The sequence below is a fragment of the Mycobacterium sp. NPDC048908 genome (assembly GCF_043197955.1).
GTDB lineage: Bacteria > Actinomycetota > Actinomycetes > Mycobacteriales > Mycobacteriaceae > Mycobacterium.
Genome location: NZ_JBICUE010000002.1, coordinates 831,686 through 850,402, shown reverse-complemented (window position 1 = coordinate 850,402; position 18,717 = coordinate 831,686). Strand labels below are relative to the sequence as shown.

General features: G+C 63.7%; 19 protein-coding genes and 1 pseudogene. 10 read left to right on the top strand and 10 right to left on the bottom strand.

What is annotated here, in order from left to right; all coding sequences use genetic code 11:
- Nucleotides 1–84: 84 nt before the first annotated feature.
- Nucleotides 85–372, top strand: a complete 288-nt coding sequence (locus tag ACGFK1_RS08720; RefSeq protein WP_393427820.1) for a hypothetical protein — start codon at nt 85–87, stop codon at nt 370–372.
- A gap of 83 nt (nt 373–455) precedes the next feature.
- Here the strand turns inward: ACGFK1_RS08720 and ACGFK1_RS08715 are convergent, their stop codons facing one another.
- From ACGFK1_RS08715 to ACGFK1_RS08705, 3 genes are all read right to left on the bottom strand, one after another.
- Complete coding sequence (locus ACGFK1_RS08715) at nt 456–2,306, bottom strand: hypothetical protein (RefSeq protein WP_393427819.1); 1,851 nt, start codon at nt 2,304–2,306, stop codon at nt 456–458.
- The gene (locus ACGFK1_RS08710) at nt 2,293–2,715 is read right to left on the bottom strand and encodes a hypothetical protein (RefSeq protein ID WP_393427818.1); all 423 of its coding nucleotides are present in this window, start codon (nt 2,713–2,715) and stop codon (nt 2,293–2,295) included. The genes ACGFK1_RS08715 and ACGFK1_RS08710 overlap by 14 nt, the downstream gene beginning before the upstream one ends.
- Before the next feature lie 330 nt (nt 2,716–3,045).
- The gene (locus ACGFK1_RS08705) at nt 3,046–3,894 is read right to left on the bottom strand and encodes a hypothetical protein (protein WP_393427817.1); all 849 of its coding nucleotides are present in this window, start codon (nt 3,892–3,894) and stop codon (nt 3,046–3,048) included.
- 517 nt (nt 3,895–4,411) lie between these two features.
- Here ACGFK1_RS08705 and ACGFK1_RS08700 point away from each other — a divergent pair.
- Nucleotides 4,412–4,525: pseudogene (locus tag ACGFK1_RS08700) on the top strand (respiratory nitrate reductase subunit gamma); the annotation flags it as partial.
- Nucleotides 4,526–4,538: 13 nt separating this feature from the next.
- Here the strand turns inward: ACGFK1_RS08700 and ACGFK1_RS08695 are convergent.
- The 3 genes from ACGFK1_RS08695 to ACGFK1_RS08685 all read right to left on the bottom strand — a co-directional run bounded on the left by ACGFK1_RS08695 (nt 4,539) and on the right by ACGFK1_RS08685 (nt 7,798).
- Nucleotides 4,539–5,291: a universal stress protein gene (locus tag ACGFK1_RS08695; protein ID WP_393427816.1), complete on the bottom strand. Its 753-nt coding sequence runs from the start codon at nt 5,289–5,291 to the stop codon at nt 4,539–4,541.
- Nucleotides 5,292–5,361: 70 nt separating this feature from the next.
- Nucleotides 5,362–7,047, bottom strand: coding sequence for a GAF domain-containing protein (locus ACGFK1_RS08690; RefSeq protein ID WP_393427897.1), 1,686 nt, complete (start codon nt 7,045–7,047; stop codon nt 5,362–5,364).
- Nucleotides 7,048–7,129: 82 nt separating this feature from the next.
- Nucleotides 7,130–7,798, bottom strand: coding sequence for a hypothetical protein (locus ACGFK1_RS08685; RefSeq protein ID WP_393427815.1), 669 nt, complete (start codon nt 7,796–7,798; stop codon nt 7,130–7,132).
- A gap of 140 nt (nt 7,799–7,938) precedes the next feature.
- Here ACGFK1_RS08685 and ACGFK1_RS08680 point away from each other — a divergent pair, with 140 nt between their 5' ends.
- The gene (locus tag ACGFK1_RS08680) at nt 7,939–9,042 is read left to right on the top strand and encodes a 3-oxoacyl-ACP synthase III family protein (protein ID WP_393427814.1); all 1,104 of its coding nucleotides are present in this window, start codon (nt 7,939–7,941) and stop codon (nt 9,040–9,042) included.
- Nucleotides 9,026–9,907 carry a 3-oxoacyl-[acyl-carrier-protein] synthase III C-terminal domain-containing protein gene (locus ACGFK1_RS08675; RefSeq protein ID WP_393427813.1) on the top strand — a complete coding sequence of 294 codons (882 nt, stop codon included), beginning with the start codon at nt 9,026–9,028 and terminating at the stop codon, nt 9,905–9,907. The genes ACGFK1_RS08680 and ACGFK1_RS08675 overlap by 17 nt, the downstream gene beginning before the upstream one ends.
- A 14-nt stretch (nt 9,908–9,921) precedes the next feature.
- Here the strand turns inward: ACGFK1_RS08675 and ACGFK1_RS08670 are convergent, their stop codons facing one another.
- The 3 genes from ACGFK1_RS08670 to ACGFK1_RS08660 all read right to left on the bottom strand — a co-directional run bounded on the left by ACGFK1_RS08670 (nt 9,922) and on the right by ACGFK1_RS08660 (nt 12,802).
- The gene (locus tag ACGFK1_RS08670) at nt 9,922–11,967 is read right to left on the bottom strand and encodes an erythromycin esterase family protein (protein ID WP_393427812.1); all 2,046 of its coding nucleotides are present in this window, start codon (nt 11,965–11,967) and stop codon (nt 9,922–9,924) included.
- Nucleotides 11,964–12,284, bottom strand: coding sequence for a dsRBD fold-containing protein (locus tag ACGFK1_RS08665; RefSeq protein ID WP_393427811.1), 321 nt, complete (start codon nt 12,282–12,284; stop codon nt 11,964–11,966). Before ACGFK1_RS08665 ends, ACGFK1_RS08670 begins: the two co-directional genes overlap by 4 nt.
- An 80-nt stretch (nt 12,285–12,364) precedes the next feature.
- Nucleotides 12,365–12,802 (bottom strand): Hsp20/alpha crystallin family protein, encoded by a 438-nt coding sequence (locus ACGFK1_RS08660; protein WP_393427896.1) that lies wholly within the window; start codon nt 12,800–12,802, stop codon nt 12,365–12,367.
- Nucleotides 12,803–12,991: 189 nt separating this feature from the next.
- Here ACGFK1_RS08660 and ACGFK1_RS08655 point away from each other — a divergent pair, with 189 nt between their 5' ends.
- Entirely contained in the window at nt 12,992–13,669 is a 678-nt protein-coding gene (locus ACGFK1_RS08655; protein ID WP_393427810.1) for an SRPBCC family protein, read from the top strand.
- A gap of 9 nt (nt 13,670–13,678) precedes the next feature.
- On the opposite strand, the gene ACGFK1_RS08650 is transcribed toward ACGFK1_RS08655, so the two are convergent.
- Complete coding sequence (locus tag ACGFK1_RS08650; RefSeq protein WP_393427809.1) at nt 13,679–14,113, bottom strand: pyridoxamine 5'-phosphate oxidase family protein; 435 nt, start codon at nt 14,111–14,113, stop codon at nt 13,679–13,681.
- Between the two features lie 156 nt (nt 14,114–14,269).
- On the opposite strand from ACGFK1_RS08650, the gene ACGFK1_RS08645 reads away from it, so the two are divergent.
- From ACGFK1_RS08645 to ACGFK1_RS08625, 5 genes are read left to right on the top strand one after another with little or no spacing between them, the layout of a single operon-like run.
- Nucleotides 14,270–15,367: a 4Fe-4S dicluster domain-containing protein gene (locus ACGFK1_RS08645; RefSeq protein ID WP_393427808.1), complete on the top strand. Its 1,098-nt coding sequence runs from the start codon at nt 14,270–14,272 to the stop codon at nt 15,365–15,367.
- Complete coding sequence (locus ACGFK1_RS08640; protein WP_393427807.1) at nt 15,360–16,217, top strand: FAD/NAD(P)-binding protein; 858 nt, start codon at nt 15,360–15,362, stop codon at nt 16,215–16,217. Before ACGFK1_RS08645 ends, ACGFK1_RS08640 begins: the two co-directional genes overlap by 8 nt.
- A complete protein-coding gene (locus tag ACGFK1_RS08635) occupies nt 16,218–16,976 on the top strand; it encodes an oxidoreductase (protein WP_393427806.1) in 759 nt (252 codons plus the stop codon).
- Complete coding sequence (locus ACGFK1_RS08630) at nt 16,973–18,265, top strand: Ni/Fe hydrogenase subunit alpha (protein WP_393427805.1); 1,293 nt, start codon at nt 16,973–16,975, stop codon at nt 18,263–18,265. The genes ACGFK1_RS08635 and ACGFK1_RS08630 overlap by 4 nt, the downstream gene beginning before the upstream one ends.
- The gene (locus ACGFK1_RS08625) at nt 18,262–18,711 is read left to right on the top strand and encodes a hydrogenase maturation protease (protein ID WP_393427804.1); all 450 of its coding nucleotides are present in this window, start codon (nt 18,262–18,264) and stop codon (nt 18,709–18,711) included. The genes ACGFK1_RS08630 and ACGFK1_RS08625 overlap by 4 nt, the downstream gene beginning before the upstream one ends.
- Nucleotides 18,712–18,717 lie beyond the last annotated feature (6 nt).

Below are 18,717 nucleotides of genomic sequence, written 5' to 3'. Positions count from 1 at the left end.
ACCACGGGCGTGTCGCGTGTGTCCGCCACAGCGCTCAGAGGGCCTGTACCGGTGGTGGTCCGCCTATTCCTGACCTTCCATCCTGTGAAACGGGGTGCGAGTCCCCCGAATAGGTGGTGCGCCACCTATGTCCCGCGGCGGGCGTTGCCAGGAGACCTCGGTCTGCTGCCGCGTATCCCGAAGGGATCGAAGTTCGTGAAGATCGCGATCGTCATCATGCTCGCCGCAGTGGCGGGCACTTTCCTGGCGCTGTGCTTCTACGTCGTGCACCGCACGGGCAGCGTCGAAGGCCTGGCCGACATCGGCAACACCACGCTGCTGTCGGTCGTGGTCGCCGCGTTGGCCGTCGCTGCCGGCGTCCGCCGGAAGTAGCAGCAGCTTATGCGCAGTCCGGATTACGAGTCTGCGCAGGCGCTGGGGTGGGCGAGCAGTCTTGTTCAAACCCGCTGATGCGGTTATGAACTGATGGCCGCAGACTCCGACAGCTTGGGTGCCGGCAGCCGATAGATTTGAGGTCGGTCAGCACCGAGGCGGCCTGCGTTGACCATCACCGGCGCGATCCGGACGCGGCGGGTCTGGGTGCGGCCGGGACCGAAGTGCTGGCGGCGCCAGTGCCCGCGCCGGCGGTGCGGGGCCGTCGTGCGACCCGTGGGCTCACCTTTGACCGCCGGCTGCTCCTCCACCGGGGTGGTTGCGGTGACGTTGAGGACATGCACGGTGTCTTCGCGCTTGCGTGCGGCGCCTGCGTCGCTGCCTGCCGGCTCCTCACGCTGCTCCTCGGCGCTGCGGGAATGGCCAGGACGATGCCAGTCCGCCCATGCTGCCACCGCTGCGGCGTTAGCGACGAGATTGCCGTAACTGGTGGCTTGCCGAGACGCCGGAATCACCCAACGCCCGAGGACGCGGCCCGCGGCCGCCGAGGGAACGGCGACGCACCAGGCGAAAAGGTCGTCCAGGTGGCCGTGGGCATCGGCGAGCAGCAAGACGGCCTCGATGTGCGCGCCGCGGGAAGCGATCGCATCCCACAACGTCGGCAACGGCGCTTGAAAGCTGTTGGTGGCACCGATGAACATGTCTCGGCCGTCGGGCAACACCTTGCTGGTCGCCGCCAGATGGTCGATCCAGCGCATCCGCGGGTCGCCGTCGAGAACGCTCGGGTCAATGGCTGGAAGCCGTGCGGGCTCGGCAAATGTGACGAGGACCTGCGGGAACGGCATGCGCAAATCCTCGATGTCCTCACCCGAGAGCGGCTCGGAATCCAGGTAGGCGATGGTGTGACCAGGTGGTAGCCAGAACGGCACTGCTGCAGCCGAGGCGACCGCCACACGTCCGTTCACCTCGGTGCGGTGACGACCCCACGCGCCGATCGCAGAGGCCGCATACCAGGCCTGCATCGACGCCGCGTCCGCCGGGGCAGGGTAGGCAGGACCACCTGCCACCGGAGACGGAATCGACGATTCCGCGGCAAGAAACACGTTGCGCTGCAGGGTTTCAATGAAAGCGTCCGCAACCTTGGTCGCGCCGGCGGCCGTCGCAGCGTCTCGCTGCGCCGCGGAGCCAGTGGACAACTCCGTGATGGTCGGCACCGACTCAGGCGCGGTCACGGTCACAGCCGACGTCACCGGATTGGCGCCGAGAATCCTGCTCGCCGAATGCTCATGGTCTTCGGCGATGTCCAGCCACGGCACCGGTGTTCTGAACGCGATCAAGGCGGCGGAATCCGCAGCAACCATCTCGGTATATCGGTCCCACGCCGAGTCGTCGACGTCCGTCACATCGTCGGGCAATGCGATCCCCGCCGCCGCGGCGGCCACATCGGTCAGGGCCTTCTTTTGTTCGGCGGTGAAGTCCAACTGTGGCCGCGTCCGCAACCCACGCGCCCGCTGAATCGTCTCCACCGCTTCACCTTTGAGGTTGGTGGAATAGACACCCTCCAGAAAGCGCATCCGATTCCCGGTAACCAGGGCGTAGAAGTACTCCGCACCCAGTTCCCGCAACCCCCACTCAGTGACCTTCTGCGAATGCCGCCGGATCGACCGATTCGCCGCGGCCCGGTCACGCGTGACGGCCCGGATCACTTCGCGGTCGTCCGCGATCCGCTGCAACTGCGGTGCACACACGGCGTCGCGTGCCGCGATCGCCTCCGCGAGATCGGCACGCAGTCGAGCATCCAATTCGGCGCGTTCGCGCATCTCGGCCAACCGCCGCTGTTCCTCGACCAGTTGGTCGCGCACCCGCACCAAATCTTCGCCGAGCTTAGACGCATCACGATTCTGCTTGCGCGACTTGTACTTACCCTTGGTCATACCACTCACGCTCCTCCGGAAGGATGCTTTCCAAACCGGCCGATCTGAGACGTTCGGCGATTCGAGCACGACCCCGATACGCCTCGGGCAGCTCATCGACGATCGCGTCGCGATGCTCCCGGATGTGCGCCGGCGCCTCGTCCAGCACGGCGCCGAGCCGCTCAATGTTGCGGGCGATCTGATCAGGCTGATGCCACTCCTCATGGAAGGCGGCGATGTCGGCGGCAACCTTGCCGCGCGCCTCCTCCAACAGGGGGCTGGTCACCGCGTCGCGGTCCCGGTAGGCGCGCGCCGTGGCCGATCGCAGTGCCTCCGGGTTGGCGAGACGCTGCTCGAGATCGGTGCGCGCCTTGACCGTCGCGCGCACCTCCCCCTCTAGGCGCCGCAACTCCTCGACGTCTTCGGCCATCCCGTTACCCTCCGCTACCTCACAGGCCCGCTCGTCCGGTTCGATGATGCACCCCTGGTGCGACACCCATCCAGCGCCCCGGCCTACCCCGACGGCGCGAAATCGGTGCGCGCCGGTGTCCACGATCCGGCCGAGCATCACCTGTACAGGAACACAAGGTCGCCTTTTGACGGCATGTGCAACCACCGCGCCGAGAATGATCCGCTCTGTCAGCCTTGACCAGCGCCAGTCCACTATGCGGGAGCAACTACTACCGATAACAGCCGAATGCGTCTCGGCTAACCATTACGTGTGCATGAGCGGCCGCGCCGAGAATTGCGCCGCCCTTCGTTAGTCGGTGGACAGGCGGATGCCGCAGGATGGGCACCAGCGGACCTTGCACCCGAGCAGCGCCGCAATGGATGACAGATCGTCGACGTGTAGCGTGCACGCCTCGCGGGAAAGATGCACCCGGATCGTGTCCACGATGAACTTCGCCCGCTCGACCGGAGTGTTACCGTACCCGTCGACAGCAGTGGTGCCATCGGCGATCACATCGCCCTCGTCCAGCTCGCGCTCCTCGTAACACGCCTCCCCGCCACTATCCGTACCGACCAGGACACGGGCGAAGCGACCACTGGGCCGAAGATTGAGCTCGATGCGCCATTCGTCGTGGCGTTCACGGAAGTAAAAGGCGCGACCGTCTACTTCTCCGCGCCACTGTTCCGGGGCCAGCCCGCCATGGCTGTGCACGACGACGCCGGGCTGTGCGGCTAGCCACGCTTCGAGTTCGGCTTCTGCGGCGCGCTCCGCGGCCCTGATCTGTTCGCCTTCGGGTGACTGCCAGAACGCCCGGATGTCGCTGCGCCACGCAGCAAATGCGCGGCGACGATCCTCCGGTGCCTGCGCGCATACGCACCCGAATCCGTAGTCGTGGAAGTCGCTCTCCGGTAGTCGCGGGTGGCACGAGCACCGGCAAGGTTCGCCGCTGTCGACATACCTCCAGGCCGTGAGAGCGTCGAGCGCGGTGCCCGCGAGCGCGTCGGGATCTGGGCTGCCGTGCAAGTCGAACACCGCCGCTAGGTGGTCGCGGTATCGCTGGCGCGCCTCCATACGGGCGCGTTCTAACCGCTCCCGGTACTCTGCCGCGCCGGGAGAATCGGAGAAATCGAACACGTAGATCTCCGATTCCTCGTCCACAGTTTCGAGCGTGGCACGACACCAGCTGGCGTGTCGCGCCATTTCGGGTTGACCGCCCGGCGAGCTACCACATCAGACGTCGCCGGCCGGAATGCACCACAAACGATCTGCGTCATGGAGGCGTGCCAACCGGCGACGGGCGCGGAGCAAATAGAGTGTAAGAAGTGGAGGGCGGCTGAGAATATCGATCGCGGCGGTTACGAGTTCGCCCGAGGCAGTAACCAGCGAACCGCATTAGCGCGCCGATAACGTCGCCATGTGTTTCAGCGCGGGTGCTATTGTGCTGTGCCGCACGAGTTTTCGCATCCGCCGCGTGATGGATAATCTCTATTATCCATGAATTGGAATCAATACCCCGACCTCCGCCGGTCCTTGATCTGGCTATCGGCAAACGACCAACATTTCGAATCAAGCCACACACTCGCCACTCGTAGCCAGTACGTACGCCCGTCCCCGTGGCCACCACCGATAATGTTTGAATAGTGTCGTCCCACCTGGCACGCTCGCCAATCCTGCGCATGCGTTCAGCGCGCCGATCGGATATCTGTTCCGGGCCCTACATCGTGTACCGCAGCCGCGACGACGAGGATCATCAACTCGTGGCGTCGCGACCCAGCGGCGGGGATGGTGATGAATCGGCGACGCTAGTTGCGAACCATCAACACCGAACAATCCGGATAGTCAAGGATTGGATGACAGTTCGGAACGGCGAGTGTTCCTATCTGATCCGCATCCGAATCGCCGACAACGGCAAGCTGCGTGCCATCGGCTTCATTACCCGTGCGCCCGTATCGCCACCCGGTACCGGAAGCAACGACTTCGACGTGCACGTCCGGATAACGACGAATCCAACTGCCGACTCGTCGATCTATCTGTCGCACAGTCGCTTTGCGCAGCCGACCTTCCTGCATCGCTAAATGGACTACAGCGTCGTTGTCCGGTTCGTCGTCGAGAACGACTGAGACGACGCCGCGGTCGCGCGGAAGCCCCTCGGAGTCGCTACGAATGACGGCCACCGGGCAGCGTGCATGTTCGAGCAGCGCGATGGCGGTGGCACCGAACAACTTTTCACTCGACGGGTCCGGCGCTGGCTCGCCGAGACACACCATCGCGGCGTGGCAGGACTCGGCGATGAGAACTTCACCGGGGTCGCCAACAACACGCTTGACCTCCAGGCAGACAGGGTGTCCCGCCTCGTCGATGACGTCCGCCGCGGTGAGCAACAGGGGGTCCGCCTCGCACGCCGTATTGTGGTCGCGCACGGCATGGATCAGCCGAAGCGGAGCGTCGCGCGCAACCGCCTCGGCGACGGCCCATTTGGCGGCGTTGAGTGATGCAGGCGAGCCGTCGATGCCAACGACGATCGGCTTGCGTTCTGTGGGTGAGCCACCTGACATGGCTAAACGCTATCGACTCGGCGCACAGCCCAGTTAGGGCCATTGGTCGTCGGCGCTGAGTTCGGAAGGCCTATGACTGCAGCGGTGCAGACCACCGCAGTGTGGTTCCGCCGGTTGGGGCACTGTCGATCGCAAACGTGCCCCCGGCGTCGCGGGCACGTTTCTCCAAGTTCACTAGACCGCTACCGGTGATCTCACCGGAGATGCCCGCACCGTTGTCAACGACTTCGATGAGGAGGTCGTCTCCCACTGTGACGCTTACCGAGAGCGTGGTGGCCCCGCCGTGCCGGATCGCGTTGCTGACCGCCTCGCGAACAACCGCTTCGGCATGATCGGCCAGAGTGGGGTCGACCACCGAAAGAGGCCCGACGAACTGCGTTGTAGTGCGCACTTCCGCGCTCGCGAACTGCGCGATCGCCTCATCCACGCGCTGACGCAGCCGGGTGGTTCCCGACGAGGCGCCGTGCAGATCGAAGATCGCGGTCCGGATCTCCTGGATGACTTCCTGAAGGTCGTCCACGCAGGCGTTGAGGCGCTCCTTGACTTCGGGCATCCGCGCCCGCGGGATCGTTCCCTGCAGTGCGAGTCCGACCGCAAACAGGCGCTGGATCACGTGGTCATGCAGGTCGCGTGCGATGCGGTCGCGGTCCGTCAGGATGCTGAACTCCCGCATCCGACGTTGTGCACTGGCCAGCTGCCAAGCCAGCGCGGCCTGGTCTGCGAACGCGGCCATCATGTCGAGTTCTTCGCTGGTGAAGGGTTGGGCACCTTTTGGGCGGAGCGCGACGAGAACGCCGGCGACCGTATCGGTCGCGCGCAGGGGCAAGACGAGCGCGGGACCGCGAACGGTTGTCTCCCCCGCGTCCAACTCGAATCGGTCGAAACGTCCGGGCGCGCGCTGGACATACGCTTCCCCGACCAAGGTTCCTTCCACCGGAATCGTCCGCAGCTCCGCCACCGTTCCGTCGCCCGCCACGGCGGTCACGACGAGCTCATCGACCTCATTCGCAGAAAGCTCGGGATCCTCGGGTACCGCGACGAACGTCTGCTCGGCGCCGCTGAGCACCCGCGATTCGTCGGCAACCAACCGGAACACCCTGGCCGGATCGGTACCCGACAGCAGCTCGGTGCCGATGTCGCGGGTGGCCTCGATCCAGGCCTGTCGCATCTTCGACGCCTCGTACAGCCGCGCATTGTCGATCGCGATGCCCGCCGCGGCGGCGAGGGCGTACACCAAAACCTCGTCATCCTCGCTGAACGGCTGGCCGTTCGCCTTCTCGGTGAGGTACAGGTTGCCGAACACCTCATCGCGAATCCGCACCGGCACGCCCAGGAAGGTTCGCATCGGCGGGTGGTTGGGCGGGAAGCCCACCGATGCGGCGTGGTGCGAGATGTTGTCCAGCCGAATGGCCTTGGGGTCGTCGATCAAGACGCCCAGGACGCCACGGCCTTCCGGCAGGTGACCGATCTTTTCGCGCATCTGTTCGTCGATGCCCTCGTAGATGAACTCGACGAGTTCATGATCATGACCACGCACGCCGACCGCGCCATAGCGGGCGTCTACCAGCTGAATGGCGGTGTGGACGATCGTGCGTAGCGTTTCGTCCAGCTCCAACCCTGAGGTGACGACGAGCATCGCATCGAGCAGACCATCGAGCCGGTCGCGGCCCTCCACGATCTGTTCGACCCGATCCTGAACCTCAACGAGCAGCTCGCGAAGCCGCAATTGGGACAGGGTGTCGCGGAGCGGGGGCATGCTGTTATCAGCCCCCGGTTCGACCGGAGTGGTCACCCCACCAGTGTCGCACCGGCTAGCCGGTAAGCGATGGTTTCCGCCCTTATTTGACGAGGCTGCTGGTCTGTCGAACCCCTCGATACTGACGCCGCACAAAGGCGTTCAGCTCGTCGCGGCTCACTTGTTCGGCGCGGTGACGAATACCGTGCATCATCTTGCGCTCCATGACGAAATGCGGGATGTCGAACGCCGCGTGGCCGACGGCGCCGCCGCTGCCGCGCACCAGAAGCCGCGTCCATCCGTCTTGTTCACGCAGGTAGAAACCCCAGACACCCTTCGCCTTCGAGCTGATTTGCACGCGCTTGAAATCGTCTGGCGACATCAGCAAGAGATAGGAGTTCGGCTCGATCGCCGCTACAAGGAGCCGAGCAGACTCACCATAGCGCCGGGCCAGCCATACGGTGTCGCCCACGTGGACGTCCTGCCAGTCGGGGTGGATGGTGTCGGCGTTGTGGATGGCCGCGCCGACGGCTCGCTCCAACCAGGAGTAGCTGTAGAAGCCGCCCCTGCCCTCGCCGATCTGGGCAAGCCATGGCCACACGTCCGCGATTGGCGCGTCGATGGTCAGGGCTCGCGTGGTCGTGGGCGTGGTCGCCGCGATCAGCTCGTCGCCCGGGAGCTCGGCCATGACTTCGTCATCGGTAGCGCCCCACCGGTACATCCGCGGCCGCAACCTGCCTCGGTACAGCGTGAAAACGCCGATCGCCGCCATCAATCCGGCTAGACAGACTCGTTGCTTGCCCATACGCCGACGGTAGAACCGGCTAGCGGAAGCGCTAAGGGTCCAAGGTCCCCGCCGGTGGGGCCCAAAGCGCTCTTATTACCTTCGCCTCAACGCCGGACCATGGGTCCATGCGCACCCAGTGGCTCGTGATGGACCCGGCGGCAGGAGGCCCGCCGACGCCGTTCCGCACGCGCGTGGCCGGGGCGGGACGACATCTGCCAGCCACACACCTCACCACCGCCGAGTTGATGGCAACGACGCGGCACCACACCCACATCGATCTCGAACGGCTGACAGGCATCCACGAGCGCCGCGTCTCCGTCGGCGACGAGGACTCCTACAGCCTGGCCGCCTCGGCGGCGCTGGACTGCCTCGACAGGGCGAGCCGAAGCCCTGAATCGATCGACGTCGTAATCAGCTGCAGCATCACAAAGTTTCGCGGTGGTCTGACGCAATGGCTCGAGCCGTCGATGAGCAGCTTCGTCGCAGGCGCCATCGGCGCGACACACGCGATGACGTTCGACGTGTCCAACGCATGCGCTGGAATGCTCACCGGTGTCACGGTGGCCAACAACTGGATTCGGCAGGGAACCGTCGAGCGCGTGCTCGTAGTGAGCGGTGAATACATCTCGCAACTGGGCCAGAATGCGGCCCGCCATATCCGCAACATCATGAGCAAAGAGCTCGCCTCGCTGACCCTCGGCGACGCCGGCGCGGCGCTTCTCCTCGAACGGGCCGAACCCGGATCCGGTGGCATCACCATGGCCGGCTTCACGACCGTCGCTGATTACAGCCGGCTGTGCCTTGCCTATCCGAAGGGGCACGAACCTGCGGCCCGAATGTTCACCGACGCTCGAGGGATTCACAAGGCGGCAATGTCGAATACTCCATTGTTATTGCACGAAGTGCTTGATGCAGTAGGGATTTCGATACACGACATCGATCACGTGATCACTCATCAAACGTCGGCCCGCGCAATACGCAAGGGAATGGCAAAGATGGCCGCGTCCTTCGGCGAAATGCCCCGCCACGACGCGGTGATCACCGTTGACCGATACGGCAACACCGCGTCCACCACCCATACCGTGGCTCTTGTCGAAGAGCTCGACGCCGGTCATATCAAGGCCGGCGAAACCGTGGCGCTGATCGCATTGGCATCAGGACTGGAGATCGGTGTCGTGCTTCTGAACCTCGATGAGGAATTGGTGAATCGCTATGGGCACATTGATTGATCAGGTCTGCCTCAGCCACGGCGGCTGGCGCGACCACCACAGTGCCCTGCGCATTGCGGTGAAGGCTGCCAGAAACTGCTTGGACATCGCGGGCAAACACCCCGACGACGTTGACCTACTTGTCAATGCAGGAATATATCGTGACCGCAATCTCGGAGAGCCTGCACTCGCGGCGCTGATCCAGAAGGACATCGGCGCTAACCCCGAGAACCCCCATGCACAGACCCACGGAACATTCTCATTCGACATTTCAAACGGAACGTGTGGGCCGCTCACGGCCCTACAGATCGTTGACGGATTCCTGAAGTCGCACGCCATTGACTGCGCCCTTGTCGTGGCCAGTGACGCCAACCCCGGACGCGGGATGAGCGAGCGGTTTCCGTTCGCGCCGGCAGGAGCGGCGATGCTCTGCGGCTGGACAGACGACGACTGCGGCCTGCAAAGAGTTCACTGGATCAGCAGCCTCGATGAAGGTGAAAGCTCCAATGCCACAGTCGGTCTCGTCGATGGACACAACGTACTTCGTTTCATCGAATCGGACACCGTCGACAGTCAATTCGCGGTAGCAGCCAGCCGGGCCGTCAACGAGTGCCTGCGCGAAGCCGAGCTGGAACTCGATGACGTCGACGCGATCATCGCCGCTCCCAACCGGTTCCGCTTTCGGACTGAACTCGCGGCACACCTCGGCGTTTCCGAGGATCGAATCATCATGTCCGACAACAACGTCCACACGGCATCAATGCTGGCGGCGTTCGTTCAGGCCGCAGACCGAGCGCGCCCCGGCGACCGCGTTCTACTGATCGCCGCAGGCGCTGGAATCGTCGCGGGTGCTGCGCTGTACCGCGTTCCGTCCCAGCAGGGCTAGACGAGGTCACAAGGTCACAAGCCGGTGGGATAAGTCTCCGGGTTTTCGCCGGCGGTCCACAGGCTGGTCACCTCGAGCGGCTCCAATGCGCGCGTCCGGTCGATGTGGATGATCGCGTCGAACTGCTCGCCCGGGCGGACATGGTAGTAGTGACTTTGCCGTTCCGTGGCGGGCAGGTAGATGACACCGATAGCCCGACCCAGCCGAACAACGTCAAGAGGTTCGGCCGCAGCCCGGCTGATCATCGGCGACACGAGGAACTCAGGCCTTTGCGTCTCGTGGAACAGCTCTTCCACGCTTCCGTTCAAGGCTGGTCTGATGTTCTTGCGTTCGGCGATTCCACCCCATTCGCTTGCCGCGGTCACGCTGCCCGAAAAGGTGGTGAAGCCGATCAATCGAGCATCCTCGCCGTAGCGTTCACGCGCCAACTGTCCCAGCGTCAGCTGGCCGTCAGTGCCGACTTCGGTTGCTCGCGCATCTCCCACGTGAGAGTTGTGCGCCCAGACCACTATTCGGGCCGGCTCGTGTCCTCCTTGCCGGTCGAGGTGCGCAAGCAACGCGTTCAGCGTCTGGGCCATGTGTTGGTCGCGAAGATTCCACGACGTGACTCGGCCGCTGAACATCGCGCGGTAGTACACCTCCGCGTTGCGCACGGTCTGCGCATTCTGCTGCGCGTAGAACTGCTCGTCTTCGGCAATCAGGCCGTCGCGACGGGCATACTCCAGCGCGCTGCGTTGCATCTCGACCAATTGTTGGACGGCCTGACGTTCGCAGGACAGCCCTGCGCCGAATGCGGCGGCGAATCCGTACGCTTGACCGTCGTCGGCCGACGTGTGGTCGAAGCAGGCATAGCGCTTGCGCGCTCGCGCCGCAGCCACGGGGTCGACGTTCTCGAGGTAGGAGATGACTTCCTGCATGGATCGATGCAGGCTGTACAAATCCAAACCGTAGAAGCCAGTTTGGCGCTCAGCGCGCTCTCTTCGATGTTCGTTGTCCGCGTACAGCCACTCCACGAAATCCCGCACGACGACGTTGCGCCACATCCAGGCAGGGAATCGTTCGAATCCATTCAACGCCTGGGTCGCGGATCGGTCTGCGCCGAGTCCGCGCACGTATCGGTTGACTCTATAGGCGTCAGGCCAGTCCGCTTCGGCGGCGACGGCGCAGAACCCTTTCTCCTCAATGAGCCACTTTGTGATCTCGGCGCGTGCTTGGTAGAACTCGTGTGTGCCGTGCGAACTTTCGCCGATCAACACGATCCGTGCGTCGCCGATGATCTCCTCGAGCGCTTCCCGCGGCGGCACGCCGCTGGGCGCGTCGACGGCTGTGCGATCGACGATCTCTGCAGCTGTCTCGGCGAATCGAATCGTCGCGGTTCCGATGCCCGTGGTCGGCGTCGCCAGAAGCTCACGCACCTCTTCGTCGCTGACCTGGCGGAAATCCCAGAACGATTCCCCAACAGCCATGAATGGGGTGGGCATCGATGCGCAGACGACGTCATCGACGACGCCGGCCAATTCCCGACAGGTTGACTCAGGCGCGGCTGGGACCGCGACCACAATCTCGGCCGGATCCTGCTCGCGTAGCGCTTGAATCGCGGCGAACATGCTGGCACCTGTGGCCAACCCGTCATCGACGAGGATCACCGTCTTGCCGGCCACGTCGATGGGTGGGCGGCCACCCCGGTACGCTGCCTCGCGCCGGACCAGCTCGCGCCCTTCACGTTCGGCGACATCCCGAAGTTGTTGCGGTGTTACACGTAGTGCACGCAGGAGATCGTCGTTGACCACCACGCGTCCGCCAGTGGCCAAGGCTCCCATGGCGAACTCCTCGTGGCCGGGCGCACCGAGCTTGCGTACGACGAATGCATCCAATGGCGCGGCAAGGGCCGCGGCCACTTCCCATGCAACCGGGATCCCTCCGCGGGGTAGCCCGAGCACCACGACGCCTTCACGACCGCGATACGCACTCAGCAGACCTGCAAGGACCTTTCCTGCTTCCCGCCTGTCACGAAAGATTTGCCTTGGCGCGTTTCGCATCAGACCACGAGCTCGGGTCATTGCTTCGCCCCCACCGACAGTCCGGCACCCCTCCAGCGCTCAAATGTCACAGGTTCGTCAGTGACGTATTCGATGTCATGCTCGGTGACCGCCATTACTTGTTTCGCTGCATCGAAAAGTGCTCGCGCAGCGGCAAGTTCATCGCCGATCGCTGCGAAGTAACGGTCCGACGGATTGAGTTTCGCGATGCCGACACCCACGACTTCCTGATCGCGCCAATGGAGGCGCGCGGTCGCCCGCGTCTCGGCGCCATGTTCGTCGATCGACACGGTGACGGTCCATTTCTTACCCATATGTTGCGTGCCGTCGTTTTTCATTGCAGCTCCTGTGTTTTCAATGACATTTGTTGCTGGGCGGGTGATCCCAGACCCCGCGACCTAGGACCACCCAAGCCCGGTTATTTCTTCGACGCTTCCACGGCGACATGCTTTTCCGTTGCGGCAACGGCGTTGACAGGCACCGACACGGTCAGAATGCCCTTGTCATAGCTGGCGTTGACCGCATCTTCGTCCGCGCCTGAAGGCAGGGTCACCGAACGCATGAAGGATCCATACGAGAACTCGGAGTGCCCGTTGGATTCCTTCTTCTCGGATCGTTCGGCCTTGATCGTCAACAGACCGTCACGCACCGTGATATCGACATCCTTTTCAGGGTCGACACCCGGAATCTCGGCCCGAAGCTCGTAGGTGCCGTCGTTCATCTCGTCCTCGACTCGAATCAGGTGATTGCCGAAAACCGGTCGAAGCGACGCCCAGGACGGGAAGCCGTCGAAGATCTCCGCCAGCTCTGGGAAGAACGATCGGGGTCGATGTTGCACCGGAAGTTTGCTCATGATTTCTCCTCAAGTGGTTTGACTTCCACGAGAGAATCCGACCACCTGCCAAGTGACGCCAACTAGGGACGGAAGTCCCGGTCGGTGAGGCCATTGGTCGGCGGGCTCCCCTCGTCGACGGCGGTTGCGCCGCGGTCACGTCAGGGACTTCCGGCTCTAGGTCAGGCCGTCATCTCGTCACACACTGGGCAAATGGCAAGCAAACTGGCGCACGTCGCAGCAGCCGCCGCAGTGCTTTACGCGGCGAGGCGGTACTACCGCAATTGGGGCACCACGAAGGAGGAGTGCCGCATGCGCCTGCCCGGCGACGAATTTGTCGGCGGTCCCGGCGATCAAACGACAGAGGCGGTATGGATCAATGCCCCGGCCAGCGCGGTGTGGCCGTGGCTGACTCAGATGGGTCAGGACCGCGGCGGTCTGTACAGCTATGAGACATTGGAGAACTTCGTCGGCCTGAACTATCACAACGCCGACCACATCTATCCGGAATGGCAACATCTGGCTGTCGGCGATGAGATGCGGCTGGTGCCGAAAGGCTGGCTGGGCCTGCGCGAAGGATTCACGATGCGCGTCATCGATATCGTTGAACAGCAGTCGATCGTATTGAGGTCCCCATCGCGGAATCAGTCTGGCGACACTGTCTGGTCCTTTCACGTCATTCCACACTGGGAGGACCGCTGCCGGTTGATGATTCGTGCCCGAACACGATTGCGCCATCCCGGCGAAGTGCTGGTGACCGAACTCGCAGGAGCCGCGAAGGCCCTGCTCACCCGGGGAATACTGCTTGGTGTGAAACGTCGGGCAGAGGGCCAGATACAGGGCGAGGCAGCCGCCGCGCGGGCCAGCAGCCGACTTCACCCAGCGGGATGAGGGTGCGTGTCAAACGACAGTGAACTCACGGTCGGGCTCGGAGCCGAAGGCGAATCGCCTACCCGTAACGCTGAGCGGACGAATGCGCACATAGTGCTGTTTGACCGTCGCTGTCCAAGGGAGTAGCTGAGCGCGCTCGGCTTCGTCGATCTCGTCATTGGTGCGAAGAATGCGAGCCTGTCCCTTGACGATCACGCTCCAGCCTTCCATGACTCCATGGTCGTCAGCCTCGAATAGCACCCGGTCGTTGATCGCCGCGCTGACCAGTTTGGTGCCCTCCGCCGTACGGAACAGGACAGTGTGGTGTTGGACGACGAAGTTGACCGGGAAGATCGCGGGTTCACCGTCGACGCTCGTGACGAGCCGCCCCAATGTGACGCTCGACAGCAATTGCCAGCATTCGGTCTCCGAGAGGATGGAGATTGGCTGCGATTGTATGGACATGGAACCGACGCTAGTGAGTCCGCAGACCTAGCAATACGGCCGGAAGTCCCTCAAATGAACAACCATCGGATCCTTCGGCCGACGTAGGGACCTTTGGCGTGGGCAATGGGACCGAAGGGCCGTGCATCGTGCCCCCGAAAGGCGCACGATGGGCCGATGAGCAGTGCGGTGATCGACGCCGCGGGACTACAGCAACTCGTATCCACGCTGATCGACCGTGGCTACCGGGTGATCGGTCCGACCCTGTCGGATAACGCGATCGTGCTGGGCGAGCTGACGTCGGCCGACGACCTTCCCGTGGGCTGGGGTGTCGACGTAGCACCCGGTCACTATCGGCTGCGCCGCCGCGACGACGAGGCCGCATTCGGCCACTCGGCCGGTCCGCAGTCGTGGAAGGAGTTCCTGCACCCTCCGCGGCAACGATTGTGGTCCTCGGACGGTGTGCCACCGGAGGATCCCCCGCGCTATGCCTTTCTGGGTGTGCGTGCCTGCGATCTCGCCGCTATCGCGATGCTCAACGGTGTTCTCGGCAAGGGTGCCCATCCCGACGGGGGCTTCGTTGGACGGCTGGCGCGCATATTCGTGGTCGCGGTCAACTGCACCGAGCCAGGGGGCCTGTGCTTCTGCGCATCCATGGGAACCGGGCCCGAGGTAGGCCCGGGTTATGACCTGGCCCTGACTGAGCGAATCGACGACGACGGCCGCTGGTACGTGGTCGATGCCGGCAGCGACGTCGGTACCCAAGTGCTGGCGACGCTGCCGCATCGCGAGGCACGCGGAGCCGAAATTGATTCAGCGCGAGCCGATGTGGCGGAGGCGGCCCACCACATGGGCCGAAGCATGCCCACAGGTGACTTGCGCGAGCTGTTGATCGAGTCCCGTGAGTCGTCACATTGGGACGAGGTCGCCAGTCGGTGCCTGACATGCGGCAACTGCACCATGGCCTGCCCCACCTGCTTCTGCACCAGCGTCGAGGACGTCACCGATCTCACGGGCGAGCATGCCGAGCGGTGGATGGATTGGGCCTCGTGCTTCGAGTTCGATTTCACGTTCGTACACGAAGGCAGCGTCCGGCAATCGGGCCCGTCACGTTATCGACACTGGATCACCCACAAGCTCGGCACCTGGCACGACCAATTCGGCAGTTCCGGCTGCGTGGGATGCGGACGGTGTATTGCCTGGTGTCCCACCGGAATTGACATCACCGAGGAGATGAACGTCCTGGCCGCCCTGGCGGAGCACCGCGATGACTGACACCGCGACGTGGCCCGGCACGGCGAACACACCGATGACACCCGTGCCATACCAGGTCCGCAGCCGCGTTGCGGAGAACCGAGATTCGTCGACGCTACAGCTCGAACCGCTACGCGATGCACTTGAGGCACCGCTGCCCGGCGAGTTCATGATGATGTACGCGTTCGGCATCGGAGAGGTCGCCATTTCCGTCAGTGGCGTTCCGTCCGGCTCCGACAGCACTATCACCCACACGATCCGGTCAGTGGGCGCGGTGAGCCGCGCGCTGCACCATGCGGAACCGGGCACCGTAATCGGGATGCGCGGTCCATTCGGCACGAACTGGGGTCTGCGTGAAGCTGTGGGCCGTGACCTCGTCATCGTCGCCGGCGGAGTTGGGCTGGCGCCGCTTCGGCCAGTCGTGCTCGGCGCGTTGGCCACCCGCGACTCCTACGGCAGAGTGACGCTGATCGCGGGCGCTCGTTCGCGCGATGACTTCTTGTTCAGCGAGGAGCTGGCCGACTGGGTGCAGGACGCAACGATCGAGGTGCACATGACGGTCGACGTGCCTATTCAGGGCTGGCCCGGGGAGGTCGGCTTCGTCACAGAACCACTGCGCCGACTGTCGCTGCGGCCTCAGAACACCACCGCGCTTCTCTGCGGCCCCGAGCCGATGATGCGCAACGCAGCCATCGAGCTTCTGCGAAAGGGCGTGGCCGCCAGCGATATCCGTGTCTCTCTTGAACGCAACATGCAGTGCGGGATCGGCTGGTGCGGACACTGTCAGTTGGGTCCGCTATTGCTCTGTCGAGATGGGCCGGTCGTCGGCTATGACGTCGCTGAGCCCTTACTTGCGGTCAAGGAGCTGTAGATGAGCACACCGACATTGGCCGTGTGGAAGTTCGCCTCGTGCGACGGATGTCAGCTGACACTGCTGGACTGCGAGGACGAACTGCTGGCTCTCGCCAGCCAGGTGCGGATCGCGACGTTCCTCGAAGCATCCAGTGCTATCGTCGCCGGCCCCTACGATGTGTCGCTTGTCGAAGGTTCGATCACCACTGCCGCCGACGAACGCCGAATCAGGGAGATCCGCGAACAGTCGAAGACCTTGGTGACTATCGGCGCATGCGCCACCGCCGGCGGCATCCAGGCCCTGCGCAACTTCGCCGACGTCGAAGAGTTCGCATCCGTCGTTTACGCCAAGCCCGAGTACATCGACACTTTGGCGACCTCAACGCCGGCGGCCGCACACGTAAAAGTCGATTATCAACTGCAAGGCTGCCCGATCGACCGCGGGCAATTACTTGAAACCCTCGCTGCCTTGTTGGTTGGCCGTAAACCCCGGCTACCGGCCAAGACGGTGTGTACCGAATGCAAATTGCGCGGCGTGACGTGTGTCGTTGTGGCAGAAGGCATCCCCTGTCTGGGACCGGTAACGCATGCCGGATGCGGCGCACTATGCCCCACGTATCACCGCGGCTGCTACGGCTGCTTCGGCCCAGCTGCGACGCCCAACACCGCGGCATTGATCCCGGTGTTGCGCCGCGACGGAATACCCGCCGACGGCGTCGACCGGGTGTTCTCGACGTTTAACGTCGCGAATTTCGCCGCAGAGCGGAACGACACGTGAATCCTGAAACCCGCACGATCGCGATCGGTGCGTTGACACGCGTCGAAGGTGAAGGTGCGCTCCGTGTCACGTTGAGTGGCGGCGTTGTCGAAAGTGTTGAGCTCAACATCTACGAGCCGCCACGATTCTTCGAAGCCTTCCTTCGCGGTCGGGCTTACACCGAGCCGCCGGACATCACCGCGCGGGTCTGCGGCATCTGCCCGGTCGCCTATCAGATCAGCGCATCAAACGCGATCGAAGACGCTTGCGGCGTCACCGTTCCCGAAGAACTGGTGGCCTTGCGCCGACTGCTGTACTGCGGTGAGTGGATCCACAGCCACGCGTTGCACATCTTTCTATTGCATACGCCGGATTTCCTCGGATATCCCGATGGCATCAGCCTGGCCAAGGACCGTCCGGATCTGATTGAACGCGGCCTTGCGATCAAGAAGACCGGCAACCGGTTGATGGAACAGATCGGCGGGCGGGCAATCCATCCCATCAACGTGCGGCTCGGCGGCTTCTACTCGGTGCCCCACAAGCACGATCTCGATCCGCTCGCCGAGATGCTGCGCCGTAGCCTCGACCAGGCGATCGACGTCCTGCAATTGGTGGCGCAGTTCGAGTTCCCAGATGCCGAATTCGATCACGAGCTGCTGTCATTGACCGATGGTGAGCGGTATCCCATCGAGAACGGCACGATCAAGCGCAGCGCCGGACAGCCCTTCCAGGTTGCTGATTTCAGCGAGCATGTCGTCGAGACACAGGTCAAACACTCGACCGCCTTGCACGCGACCCTTGACGGCGCACGCTACCTGACCGGTCCGCTGGCCAGGTACTCGCTCAATTCCGCCGCACTGTCCCCCATCGCGCGCGAAGCGGCCACCGCAGCGGGACTGGGCGCGCAATGTCGGAATCCATTCCGCAGCATCCTCATCCGCGCTGTCGAAGTCATCTACGCGATCGAGGAATCACTGCGCATCATCGCCGAATACGAGCGCCCCACACGGCCCTTCGTCGACGTGCCGGCCCGCGCAGGCATCGGTCACGGCGTGAGCGAGGCACCACGAGGCCTGCTCTACCATCGGTACGAAATCGGCGACGACAACCTGATCCGGTCAGCCACGATCGTTCCGCCAACTGCGCAGAATCAGGCCGCCATCGAGCACGAGATGGCTGAACTGGTCGCAGCGAATCTGACAATCGACGACGCGACACTGACGTCTTTGTGCGAGAAGGCGATCCGTAACCACGACCCCTGCATCTCGTGCTCAGCACATTTCCTGACCCTGACCGTCGATCGCAAATGAGCGACGAAGCGCTCGTCATCGGCGTTGGCAACGAATTCCGTCGAGACGACGGAGTGGGACTCGTCGTCGCGGCCGCGGTCTCCGAGAGAAAACTGCCGGGTGTTCGCGTCATGACGGCCATCGGTGAACCTGGGTCGATACTGGAGGCCTGGACCGGCGTGCCGGTGGCAATCGCAGTGGACGCAGCAATGGGCAAAGATGGCACGCCAGGCACAATCCGCCGCTGGACGCCAGATGCGGATGTCGAGACGGTGATCGTGAGCTCACATGCGCTTGGGATTCCCCAGACCTACGCCTTGGGCCAGGCCCTCGGTCAGATTCCCAACAAGTTGGTCGTTTTCACCGTCGACGTCGACGACGTGGGCCACGGCATCGGACTTACGGCAGCCGTCGCCAACGCGGTCCCAATGGTGGCCGAGGCCATCGTTTCTGAACTGACGCAGTAGCGACTC